Genomic DNA, 12,138 nt, shown 5'->3' with positions numbered 1-12,138 from the left:
TGATGCGCGCTATCACGGTCATACCGAACCAGCAGAACACCCTGGAACTGACCGACGTGCCAGATCCGGAACCAACCGGTGACGAGCTGCTGGTGCAAGGACTTGCCCTGGGCGTGTGCGGGACGGACAAGGAGATCGTCCGCGGAGAGTACGGCTGGTCACCACCGCAGCGCGAGCGCCTCGTCATCGGGCACGAGTCGCTGGGCAGGGTCCGCACGGCCGGGCCCGGCGCCGGATTCTCCGCGGGGGATCTGGTGGTGGGTGTCGTCCGCCGTCCCGACCCGGTCCCCTGTGGTGCATGTGCCCACGACGAGTTCGACATGTGCCGCAACGGCAAGTACACCGAACGCGGCATCAAGGAGCTCGACGGGTATGCGAGCGAACTGTGGTGCGTGGAAGCCGGCTACGCCGTGAAGATCGATCCTGCGCTGGAACGGGTCGGCGTTCTGATGGAGCCCACCTCCGTCGTGGCCAAGGCCTGGGAGCAGATCCGTCGTGTCGGCGAGCGCGCCTGGTTCGAACCACGACGTGCGCTGATCACCGGAGCGGGTCCGATCGGGCTGCTCGCCGCTCTGCTCGGCATCCAGCAGGGCCTCGACGTGCACGTGCTCGATCGCGTGACCGAGGGCCCGAAGCTCGATCTGGTGCGCAAGCTGGGAGCGACCTACCACCACGAGGACGCCGCGACAGTGGCAGCCCATGTCCATCCGGACGTGGTGGTCGAGGCGACCGGCGCCGGCACGGTCGTCTTCGACGTGCTCGCCAACACCGCCGCCTACGGGATCGTGTGCCTGACCGGGGTTTCGTCCGTCGGACGCCCGATACGGCTCGACGCGGCGGCGATCAACCGCGAGCTCGTTCTCGAGAACGACGCCGTGATCGGGTCGGTCAACGCCAATCTCAGGCACTACCGGCAGGCCGCCGACGCACTGGCGTCCGCCGACGAGACCTGGCTCGACTCCCTGATCACCCGCAGAGTGCCGCTGACCCGCTACGCCGATGCGTTCGAGTCCGGCCCTGAGGACGTCAAGGTCGTCATCGAGCTGAACGGAGCCGGCTCGTGACCGCCGTGCCGATCGAGGACTACGCGCTCCTGGGTGACCTCCAGACAGCGGCCCTGGTCGACCGGCGGGGCAGCATCGACTGGCTGTGCCTGCCGCGGTTCGACTCACCCGCCTGTTTCGCCGCCTTGCTCGACGACGCGGACGCGGGCCGGTGGCTGCTGGCGCCGGCGAACGGCGCGCCGTGCACCCGCCGCCGCTACCAGGACGAAACACTGATTCTCGAGACCGAGTGGGAGACACCGGACGGGACCGCACGGGTGATCGACTTCATGCCGCCGCGCGGCGAGGCCGCGGACGTGGTGCGCATCGTGGAGGGGATCTCCGGCTCCGTGCCGATGCGCATGGACCTGCGGCTGCGGTTCGACTACGGCAACGTCGCGCCCTGGGTGCGCCGTCACGACGGCCAGCTCGTCGCGATCGCCGGTCCGGACGCGGTGTGGCTGCACACCCCGGTCTCCCTCGACGAGACCGGCTCAGGTGCCGCGTTCACCGTGCGCGCAGGTCAGCGAATTCCGTTCGTGCTCACCTACGCACCTTCTCACTGCCCGACACCGCAGGCCGTGGACGCGGAGCAGGCCCTGCGAGACACCGAACGCTACTGGCGCACCTGGATCAGCGGCTGCCGGTACGAGGGCAGGTGGGATCGCGAAGTGCGCCGCTCACTGATCTTGCTGAAGGCGCTGACCTACGCCCCGACGGGCGGAATCGTCGCCGCGGCCACCGCGTCCCTTCCGGAGGAACTGGGCGGCACGCGCAACTGGGACTACCGCTACTGCTGGCTGCGCGACGCAACCTTCACCCTGCAGGCGCTGCTCGGCACCGGCTTCGTGGAAGAGGCGCGTGCGTGGCGGGAATGGCTCGTCCGGGCGGTCGCGGGAGACCCGGCGAAACTTCAGATCATGTACAGCGTCGACGGCGCACGTAGGTTGCCGGAACAGGAATTGCCGTGGTTGTCCGGCTATGCAGGGTCGGCACCCGTGCGCATCGGCAACGCCGCGGCGGATCAACTCCAGCTCGACGTCTGGGGCGAGGTCCTGGAAGGCCTGCACCTCGCCCGGCAGTCGGGAATCGCGGTCATGGACACAGCCTGGGACGTCCAACGGGCGCTGCTCGACTACCTCGAAGGGCACTGGGCCGAGCCGGACAACGGCCTGTGGGAGGTCCGGGGACCGCGAAGGCACTTCGTGCACTCCAAAGTATTGGCGTGGGTCGGCCTGGACCGCGCCGTGCACACCGTCGAACACCACGGCCTCGACGGACCAGTCGACCGCTGGCGCGCTGTACGGGACACCATCCACCGCGACGTGTGTGAACACGGCTACGACGTTGAACAAGGCACGTTCACCCAGTACTACGGCTCACGAGCGGTCGACGCGGCCTTGCTGCTCCTGCCCCGCGTCGGATTCCTGCCCTGGCACGATCCGCGTGTCCGCGGCACCGTCGAGGCGGTTCAACGGCAGCTTTCCGAGGACGGGCTCATCCTGCGGTACCGCACGGAGGTCGAAGGCCGGGTCGACGGGTTGCCCGGCTCGGAGGGTGTATTTCTGGCGTGCAGCTTCTGGCTCGCTGATGCGCTGTGCGGCATCGGACGCGTGGACGAAGCCGAAGCGCTGTTCCGGCGACTGCTCGATCTGCGCAACGACGTCGGGCTGCTCAGCGAGGAGTACGACGTGACCACCGGGCGGCACCTCGGCAACACACCACAGGCGTTCAGCCTCGTCGGCCTCGTCAACACCGCTCGCAGCCTGTCCGGAACGCCGACGACGACCTCGGCACCGGACGGCGCCGAGAGGCGATGAATCCGGTGAGCTGACCAGACAACCTGGTGTGCAGGGCCAGGAAGGGATGTTCGCGGACTACTGGGTCCGCGGACATCCGACGTGATCAGGAGTTGGCGTTCTCGTTCTTCCGGACCTCGCCGGGATCGATCTTGTCCCGGGAACTCCTCAACTCCTGTTTCACCACCGGCGCCAGCAGGTACACGCCGATGATGTTGAACAGGGCGAGGAGGAACAGCACGGCGTCGGCGAAGCTGAGCACGCTGCCCAGGGGCAGCACCGACCCGGCGACGATGAACAGGCAGAAGATCAACTGGTAGAGGCGTTCGCTGCCTCGTGACTTGCCGAACAGGTAGGTCCACGCCTCCTGTCCGTAGTACGCCCAGGTGATCAGCGTGGACAGGGCGAACAGAGCGACCGCGACGGTGAGCACGTAAGGGCTTCGAAGTGCTTGATCTCGCCGGGATCGTCCTTCTTGCTGTACTTCCCGCGCACGAGGCCCAGCGCCATCCCGAACCCGCCGAACTGGATGAATTCGAAGTAGACGCTGAAGATGGTCGCGGCGGTGACCAACCAGGCGACGATCCACGGAAACTCAAGGCCGAACACGGAAATCTCGGCGAAGACGAAAGCGACAGTGCCTGGGACACCGGATCGAAGGCGCTGTTGATCCAGTTTTCGACGGCGCCGAGAGTCCCGTTCAACCAGGTGGTGGTCCGGGCCGCCGTCGCGCTGGTGTCGCTGGTGGTCGCGGTCGACGCGGTGGAGGTGGCTGGGCTGACTGGTCAGATCCAGCCGAGATCAGCGGTGGTCACCGCGGGCTCGCCGCCTGCTTCGGTGAATGCGGTCAGCGCATCGACGAGTCCTCGCCGTTCGTCCTCGGGCATCTTTGCGACGATCTTCCCGATCGCCGCACGGCGCCGTCGTGTCACGCCGCGTACGACCCGGCGGCCTTCGTCGGTCAGTTCGGTCACGACCTCACGGCGTGTTGCCGGGTTGGGCTGGCGGGCGACCATCCCGGTCGTCACGAGGCGGTCGACCATGCGTGTCACGGTGGACGGGTTGACGTCCAGCAGCTCTGCCAACGAGCTGAGCTTCATCGCTCCCCGGCTGTCCAGGACCACGAGCATCCGGAACTGCGGCAGGGTAAGCGTCTCCTCGAACGCCGCGAGCGAGCGCGCGGACACGGCGACCAGCAAGCGCGAAGCTGTGAGCACGGCGTCGGTGAGCGCGTCGACGTCGTTCGCGCCGACCTTGGACCGGGTCATGCGACTGTTGTACCCCAACTTCGGCGCTGTGATCACAGAGCCGGTTGGTGTACTGCCTGCTTTGTGCGGCATTCGGCGGCTACGACGGTTTCAAGGGCGTCGAGCGCTGCCTCGACCCAGGTGTCGACCGTGCTCCGCGACGCTCCGGGCGGACCGGTCAGGCGCACGCAGACCGCGCTGCGGCCCGCGGTCAGCCGCAGAACCTGAAGGGTGCCGTTGCAACTGGTCGTGGTTTCGCTGCCCCAGGTGATGCGCAACCGTTCCCAGTCGATGGTGACCTGGCGTTCGACGTCCACATCGGCGTGCAGGCCCGGCAACCACAGGCGGATGAGGTTGGGGCCGGACAGCTCGACCTCGATGGAGTCGGGCAACCAGGCGGTCATGTTGTCGAGGTCGGACAGGACGTCGAAAACGGCGTCCGCGTCGGCGGGCATGGAACGGCTTCGGCTCAAGACGGGGTCCTTCCGGCGGATTCCGTCCATCGTGTCTGGTTCGTCGGCCTCTGCGCCTGACGAGTGCCTAACGATTGCCCGTTGCGCCGGGTGACGGCGTGAGCGCCGTCGAGGCAGCAGGCGTGCTGGAGGTTGGTGAAGTGGTCACGGGTGTCGAATGACGCCGCTGTGTCACTACCGGCGTGGGTGCCTCGCTGCGCGTGGTCGTGGTGCCCAGCGGCTCCGGTTCATCCTGTGTGGACACCCCGCACGCGGTGGTCAAAAGGCACGCGGCGGCGGCCAGGACGACTCTCATGAGAGGGCCTTCGGAAGCTCTACGACGAATCGCGCTCCACCGCCGGGGCGGTCCTCGACCCACACCCTGCCGTGATGGCGGCGGACGTGTTCGGCGACGAGCGCCAGGCGGCCGAGCCCACTGCCGGTGTCGGCGCCCCGGCTGCCCGCTCTGGTGCCACGGGTGAAGCGTTCGAACACCTGGGTCCTCATGTCGCGAGGCACACCGGGTCCAGCATCGTCGACCTCGAGCCGGACGATGCCGTCCTGGTGGAGCACGGCGAGCCGGACAGCGCCTCCGGCGTGCTGCTCGGCGTTTTCGATGAGGTTGCCGATGACGCGGTCGAGCCTGCGCCGGTCGCCGAGCACCAGTGGGGGAGGGGGCTCGACGACGACCTCGACGTCCTGGCCCAGCCGCAGACCCGCGGCACCGTGCACGAGGCCACCGACGTCGAGCGGCTCGAAGTCCTCCTTGTCGCCGTCCTGGTCAGCTCGGCTGATCTCCATCAGGTCGACCACCATGCGGGCGAACCTGTCGACCTCGGACGTGAGCAGCCCGAGTGCCTTGCCCGCCGTGCCGGGCAGCTCCGCCTGCCGCCGCCGGAGCACCGCGGCGGCGTTGACCATCGTCGTGAGGGGCGAGCGGAGTTCGTGGCTGACGTCGCCCGCGAACCTGGCATCACGCAGCACGCGTTGCTCCAACGCGTCGGCGGTCGTGTTGAACGTGCTGGCCAGCGGCCCGAGATCGGGATCGCGCCGGCTCGGCAGCCGCGCCTTTAGATCGCCGCCGGCGATGCGTGATGCGGCGTCGGTCAGCTCGGTCAACGGCCTCAACGCGCGCCTGCTGGCCCATGAACCGAGCCCTACGCCGATCATGCCGCTGAGCACCGTTCCGGCGATCAGCAGGCCGCTGAGGAAGCGGAAGGTGCGGTCGAGCTGGACGAGCTGGAAGAGTTCGACGTAGACGCCCTGCCCGTCGGCCAGCGACTGGGCCACCGCGATGACGGGGATGCCGTCGGCCCGGAGGCGTTGCCTTGCCGGTGTGCCGTCGCGTGCCATCACGATCAGCTCGGCGGGAACGACGGCGGGATCGACCTGCCGTCCGCTCGTCAGGACCTCGTCGCCGTGGAAGAGCATGATCGTCGAATCCGGGTTGGTGGTGAGACCGGTCAGCAGTTCGGTCAGGCCGTCCGAGTTGGTGCGGACGGCCTCCTCGACTAGGCGCAGGTTGACCTCCGCCTGACGGGTCGTGGCCTGCACGCGCTGCCGGAGCATGTAGTCCGACGCCAGGTTCCACGTCGCGATGGCCAGCAGGCTGGTGACGAGCACTGAACCGAGACCGAGCGCGGCCGCCACCCGCCATCGCAGGGAGAGGCGGGGCACCATCACCTCGGCGGGCCGATCTTGTAACCGGAACCGCGCACCGTCAGCACGAACACCGGATCTTCGGCGTTGTGCTCGACCTTCGTGCGCAGTCTGCGGATGTGCACGTCGAGCAGCCGGGTGTCGCCGTAGTAGTCGTACCCCCACACCCGCTGCAACAGTTGCTCCCTGGTGACGATGCGCCCGCCGGCGCCGGCCAGTTCGGCGAGCAGGCGGAACTCGGTGCGGGTCAACCGGATCTCCTCGCCGCCGCGTTTGACGACGCCTTCGTCAGGCCAGATCTCGAGGTCCTCGACGCGGTAGGAGAGGTTCTCCCGCGTGCCGCCACGGCGCCGCAACAGTGCTCGGATGCGTGCGGCCAGCTCGCTCGCCACCAGAGGTTTGGTCACGTAGTCGTCCGCGCCCGCTTCCAGCCCGGCGATGACGTCGGGCGTGTCGGTGCGCGCCGTCACGATGATGATCGGCAGGTCGCCCTGGGCACGCAGTCTTCTGCAGACCTGCAGACCGTCCACCCCGGGCAGCATGAGGTCGAGCAGGACGACGTCGAAAGAGCCGTTGTCGAGCCGGCTCAACGCGTCTTCGCCCGAGACGGCCTCGTCCACGGCGAAGCCCTCGTCCGCGAGGGCCAGGCCAAGTGCCTGGCGGATGCGCTCGTCGTCGTCCACGAGCAGCACGGAGAAGTCCATGTCCCGCTTTTCTTCGTAGGTTTCTGGTGCTGCTTCTACCACGTTGTCATGGTGACCGCATTGCGGCTGAGATGTATGCCTTCGAAAGGAGTTCGTAAGGTTGCACAATGCACGCGTCAGGCATGCTTGTCGCCGCGGGTGAACACCCGTAGTGGGCGCGTGCTCGCGCGCTTCCGGGGAAGGTCAGACATCAGTCGACGAGAGACGGCCGGCGTCTGCCTCGGGATGATGAGAGGCCATACCAGTCGTGACAGGCATGCCCACCGCCGATGAAGGCATGACAGGAACAATTCTGGTGTGCGACGGGTGCGGGCGGTCGCGCCGTACCAGTGCCACCGGCATGTTCGTGTGGGACCTGTTGTGGCTTCAGGCCGACCAGGCAGGGTGGACGGGCTCCGACAGGCCGCTGGGGCCTCACTACTGCACGGTCTGCGCCGGTAACGAATAGATAACCTTTGCGCAATGCAATAATCTTGCTGGCCTGATTTGTCCGTATCCCTGATTTGTTAGCGCGCCTTGGTGGCAGCGGGAGTAGCCTGGTGGGGTGAACTGCCCGCGTTGGTGTCGGAGCTTTGTAACCCTTGGGTTGCAGGCGTTTCGTGCTGCCTTGGGCGAGTCTCACACTGAACGTGGTGGAGCAAAACTGGAGCACGGCAAGGAGCTGAACGTCACCGAACGGCACGAAACGGCGCCGAACGGCACGCAACGGCACCGCATTTCCTGGGGCACTTGCGTTTCCGCTGGTGGGAGTCCTTTGTGGGCCATTCTGGCAGTGTGAGGGTCAGGGGTTCGAGTCCCCTCAGCTCCACAACTTAATGTAGGACCGGATTCGCCCGCTGACCTGCGGTAATGCAGGTGGCGGGCGATCTTGCTCTTGCGTCCACTGTGGACTGCGGCGGCCGAGCTGGAGCAAATCTGGAGCAGGCGGTCACTCCGCACGAAATGTTGTCAGCTGTGTGCTCCAGCTCTTACTAACCCGGCTGGGTGGATCCGCAAAGGAACTCTCTGGTCGCCGTGGCCGTCGCCAAAGTTCGGCGCTGGCGGTCAATGGCCGGAGTGGTCCGGTGAGGCCGTCAGCGGGCGTCTGGTGCCCGAACCTGCAGTTGGCTTGTCCTGGCACGCCCATTCTGCGCCGAGTGCTGTCGTTGCCCTCGCCTCCGGTTGGGATCGCCGGCCCGTACTTCCTCGGGGGCAATTGCTCGTACTGATCGCGGGAGCGGCAGTGGTCGCTGCGCACGGCGCGGCTTGGCCTGTTCTTGTGCGTCTCTCGGGCGGCTGCGTGGCACCGGGCGAGTCGTCCGGGACCGCGCGGAGCTGCCAGTTGAGTAGTACCGCCTCCATCAGACAACGCATCGGGTGCCCCGTCTCCGATAGCGATCTCACCGTGAGGCCAGACGTCGGGTAGCCCGGACAGCGTCCACCGACAAGTAGTATCGACTGGGGTAGCAGCGGAAGCGAGCTCTCGTCAGCCGGGGCTGGGCAAGCGGCGTCGGGATTGAGCAGTCCGGCGGTGGCTGCCGCGGCGACCGTCCCGACGGGCAGTCGATCTTGTAAGCCCTCCAGCTCCATGTGAGAGCCCTGTGTCCAGGTCCTGGCCGACGTCATGACGTCGGCCACGCGGGACGTGGGCGTGCGCATCGCCCTCTAGCAGTGGTACGGCGTCTCCCAACGCGATCGCCTCAAGAAGAGGTGTGGTATAAGACTCGTGCACCGTCCACCGCGGGCCGGATACAACCCGACCTCCTCAGGTGGCTAGATTATCGCATGGACCATGTGCCGAGCAGACCCCACCGAGGATGAAGACACTGAACACTCTACCGATGTTCGCGGCGCCGGTTACGATCGGTACGACTTCCGTTCCGGACGGCAAAGTCAGCGACTTCCTTACCGGGAAACTGTTTAAAGACACGCCTGAAGAGTATGTCCGACAGAATGTCGAGAAAGCTCTTGTGCGAGGCTACCGGTACGCTGCAAGTGACTGCGAACCGGAATTTGCAATCAAAGTCGGTTCGTCACGTCGAAGGATTGATATTGTAGTTTTCCGCCCGCAGTCCGAGCATAGGCAGGAAAACGCATGGATCCTCGTAGAGACAAAAAAGCGGGGAACGAACCCGGGAAATAAAACCGAAGGTGTAGAACAACTCAAGTCGTACATGGCTGCTTGTTTAAACGCTCAGTACGGCATGTGGACTAATGGCGACGAGCAGATTTTTTACGCGAAGCGGATCGCGGAACACGGCTTTCGCATCGAAGAAATCGTCGAGATTCCTGCCGCAGGACAAAGTGAGGCCGACGCACAAAGGCCTAAAAGGAAGGATCTCAAACCGGCGACAGCGGATAATCTCCTTTTTGCATTCCGTCGATGCCACAACTATATCGCAGGCACCGAAGGAAAACAAAAAGCCGAGGCCTTCTGGGAGTTGCTCAAACTCATTTTCTGTAAGATTGAAGATGAGCGCTCGAAGGTTCTAGACTTTTATGCCACGGCAACGGAGCGCACTTCCGCGACGTCTGCAGTAGCTGCCAAAAAGAGGATCCAGCGAGTTTTTACCGAAAAAGTTGTCAAAAAGTATCCAACGATTTTTTCCGGCGCTGATAGGGATATCGATCTTAAGCCTACGGTAGTTGCGTATGTCGCAACTCAATTGCAAGGCTTCTCGCTTCTCGCGTCTCCTGTAGATGTAAAGGGGGTGGCATACGAAGAAATCGTCGGAAGTAATTTGCGCGGCGATCGGGGTGAGTTCTTTACCCCTCGAAATGCATGCCGCATGGCAGTAGCGATGCTCAAGCCTCAACCGGACGAACGTTTGATTGATCCAGCGTGTGGCACTGGCGGCTTTCTGATTACTGCTATGAATGCTGCTTTGGATTACATCGAGGCTGATGAACGTGCTGAGTGGGCAGACCCAACAGACGGCACGGATTCAGAGCGGCAACAACTATGGGCACGTCGTAATGACTATCTTTCACGCTGTGTCCATGGTGCAGATTTGAACCCTAGTCTCGTGCGTGCAGCTAAAATGAACATGGTTATGAATAATGACGGTTCGGGAGGGCTCTTCCAGGCAAACACTCTGGCGAATCCATACTCTTGGGATCCGCAGGCCGCAGCATCGATCCAGCTAGGCAGCTTTGACGTGGTGGTGACCAATCCACCGTTCGGAGCTAACATCTTGATCGAGGACGAAGAGATTTTGCGCCAGTACGACCTCGCAGCGATGTGGGACCGCACTGACGGTGTATGGAAGATTCGTCTAGGTCCGAACGGCGAACCGGTATTGCAGAAGTCTCAGCCTCCGGAAATTCTCTTCATCGAACGATGCGTGCAGTTGCTCAAGCCCGGGACTGGCCGTATGGCGATGGTCATTCCGAATGGCATCTTGAACAACCCGGCGCTTGGGTATGTTCGCCATTGGATGATGATTAATACCCAAATTCTTACGGTTGTGGATATGGCGCGCGAGCTTTTTCAGCCAAAGAATGATACGCAAACTAGCATGGTGCTGCTTCGACGTCTTTCGGACGATGAGCGTCAGCGCGCTAGCGATGGAGCGCTTGACTATCCGATTTTTATGGCCGTTACCCGATCGATCGGCCATGATAAACGAGGTAATGTTCTCTATCGTCGTACGGAAACCGGGGATGACGTCGTTGTTGAACGCATCGATACGGTAGCGGAAATTGATCCGAAGACAGGCAATGAAGTCCTACGCCAAGTAAAAACGGCGGAACGCCTTGTCGACGATGAACTTCCCGACGTCGCCCAGGAGTACTTGAATTGGCTTGAGGGGCGTCTGTGAAGACACCGATGAAACTTAATGCCACCACTGTTCAATCCAAATCAATCCAAATCTACGACCGTCTCGACGCCAATTTTTATTCGAATGCGTCGGTCGGAGCTTCGGAGCAAATTGAACATCTAAGTAAGCGTGGTGTTAAGATGACGACCATCGGTGCGATGGGCTCGGTCTCGATGCCCGCCCGCACCGCATTGGCCAGAGCGGAATCTCTCGAAGATTCGTTGCCTTATTTGCGTCCGTATGACGTATTCGACTACATTCCGACCGCAGCCGATCATGTGTCGGTACCTAGAAATAAAAAAATAGACTCCTTCCGTATCAAAACTGGCAGTATCCTGCAAACGCGCTCAGGTAGAAACCTTGGCCCCTGCACGCTCGCCGATGATGTGCTCGCACAGTTTGCGCTCTCCGATGACATGATACGGATTCATGTTGAAGAAGAGCGTGACCGTCTAGTGCTGCTTGCTTTCCTGAAGACTTCATTGGGTCAAGCTCTGATCCGTCGCGGACGGAGCGGTTCTGTCATCGATCATCTAACTGTATCGGATGTTGAGGCAGTTCCTGTTCCTGTCTTTCCGGTTGAAGTAAGTGATGCGATAGGAAGCATTGTCGGCGATTCTGTCCTATTGAGGCAGCAGGGTAGGACTGCCCTAAAAGCGGCCCTCAAGGAGGTTGAAAATCTCTATCCAATCTCTGAGTGTACAACGTGGACCCACTGGTCAATGCAAGCGCAAGTATGTGAGGATCGCCTTGACGCTGGTTACTATCATCCGATGGTCCGTAACGGGAAACAGCAACTTCTGAAAGCGGGAGGTGTAAGTCTTGGCACACTTGCGACGGCAGCACTGCCAGTCAGGTATAAGCGGTACTACGTAGAGGAGGTTTATGGGCGTCCGATAGTTAGTGGTCGTCAGCTTTTGCAGCCGGAGCCAATCAATCTTCGATACGTGTCAGATAGATCATTTAAGAATACCGACGATTACGAAATTCGCTCTGGCTACACCGTTTTTGGCGCTGTCGGCCGTTCGGAGGGGCGCCAGGCATGGCCAGCTCTTGTAACTGCGGACCGGGAAAGATGGCTCGCCAGTAACGATGTGATGCGCCTTGTTCCAAATAGTGATGTTCGCCCCGGAGCGCTTTGGCTCGCTGTAGCTACCCCGCAAGTGCAGTCTCAGATCAAGGCGCTTTCTTTCGGCAGTGTTGTGGATCATATGAATCCTTGGGATGTGGAATCTGTGATTGTTCCTGTGTTCAATGATTCATTGGCTGCGCGAGTGGAGCAAGCGTGGGACGATTTGGCGCAGAGTACAATTCTCATCCAAAATGCCACCAGTGAACTCGAAAAGGAGATCCAACGACTCGGTGGATGAGTTGAATTGCGAAAGAATTTCCATTAAGTTGCAGTTTATCGTCTTCCTATAAGTTGATCATCGT

General features: G+C 62.7%; 9 protein-coding genes and 1 pseudogene. 4 read left to right on the top strand and 6 right to left on the bottom strand.

Annotated features, from left to right (window positions below):
* The first annotated feature begins 2 nt into the window (after window positions 1-2).
* Window positions 3-1,064 (top strand): glucose 1-dehydrogenase, encoded by a 1,062-nt coding sequence (locus BMW88_RS27735; RefSeq protein WP_089955883.1) that lies wholly within the window; start codon window positions 3-5, stop codon window positions 1,062-1,064.
* Window positions 1,061-2,863, top strand: a complete 1,803-nt coding sequence (locus tag BMW88_RS27730) for a glycoside hydrolase family 15 protein (protein ID WP_089955882.1) — start codon at window positions 1,061-1,063, stop codon at window positions 2,861-2,863. The genes BMW88_RS27735 and BMW88_RS27730 overlap by 4 nt, the downstream gene beginning before the upstream one ends.
* A gap of 85 nt (window positions 2,864-2,948) precedes the next feature.
* Here the strand turns inward: BMW88_RS27730 and BMW88_RS27725 are convergent.
* From BMW88_RS27725 to BMW88_RS27705, 6 genes and pseudogenes are all read right to left on the bottom strand, one after another.
* Window positions 2,949-3,281: pseudogene (locus tag BMW88_RS27725) on the bottom strand (alanine:cation symporter family protein); the annotation flags it as partial.
* Window positions 3,233-3,451: a sodium:alanine symporter family protein gene (locus tag BMW88_RS42175; protein WP_177221383.1), complete on the bottom strand. Its 219-nt coding sequence runs from the start codon at window positions 3,449-3,451 to the stop codon at window positions 3,233-3,235. The gene BMW88_RS42175 and the pseudogene BMW88_RS27725, both read right to left, overlap by 49 nt.
* Window positions 3,452-3,627: 176 nt before the next feature.
* On the bottom strand, window positions 3,628-4,110 hold the full coding sequence (locus tag BMW88_RS27720) for a MarR family winged helix-turn-helix transcriptional regulator (protein WP_089955879.1): 483 nt from the start codon (window positions 4,108-4,110) through the stop codon (window positions 3,628-3,630).
* A 32-nt stretch (window positions 4,111-4,142) separates the two neighbouring features.
* Window positions 4,143-4,562, bottom strand: coding sequence for an SRPBCC family protein (locus BMW88_RS27715; RefSeq protein ID WP_177221387.1), 420 nt, complete (start codon window positions 4,560-4,562; stop codon window positions 4,143-4,145).
* A 291-nt stretch (window positions 4,563-4,853) separates the two neighbouring features.
* Window positions 4,854-6,221, bottom strand: coding sequence for a sensor histidine kinase (locus tag BMW88_RS27710; RefSeq protein ID WP_089955874.1), 1,368 nt, complete (start codon window positions 6,219-6,221; stop codon window positions 4,854-4,856).
* Window positions 6,221-6,904, bottom strand: a complete 684-nt coding sequence (locus BMW88_RS27705) for a response regulator transcription factor (RefSeq protein ID WP_089955871.1) — start codon at window positions 6,902-6,904, stop codon at window positions 6,221-6,223. The genes BMW88_RS27710 and BMW88_RS27705 overlap by 1 nt, the downstream gene beginning before the upstream one ends.
* 1,796 nt (window positions 6,905-8,700) lie before the next feature.
* Here BMW88_RS27705 and BMW88_RS27700 point away from each other — a divergent pair.
* The gene (locus BMW88_RS27700) at window positions 8,701-10,704 is read left to right on the top strand and encodes a type I restriction-modification system subunit M (RefSeq protein WP_218148238.1); all 2,004 of its coding nucleotides are present in this window, start codon (window positions 8,701-8,703) and stop codon (window positions 10,702-10,704) included.
* The gene (locus BMW88_RS41155; protein WP_143116268.1) at window positions 10,701-12,074 is read left to right on the top strand and encodes a restriction endonuclease subunit S domain-containing protein; all 1,374 of its coding nucleotides are present in this window, start codon (window positions 10,701-10,703) and stop codon (window positions 12,072-12,074) included. Before BMW88_RS27700 ends, BMW88_RS41155 begins: the two co-directional genes overlap by 4 nt.
* The last annotated feature ends 64 nt before the right edge of the window (window positions 12,075-12,138 follow it).

The sequence above is a fragment of the Lentzea xinjiangensis genome, from assembly GCF_900110955.1.
GTDB lineage: Bacteria > Actinomycetota > Actinomycetes > Mycobacteriales > Pseudonocardiaceae > Lentzea > Lentzea xinjiangensis.
Note: the sequence above shows the minus strand (reverse complement) of the source record. Positions and strands in the feature narration are given on the sequence as shown.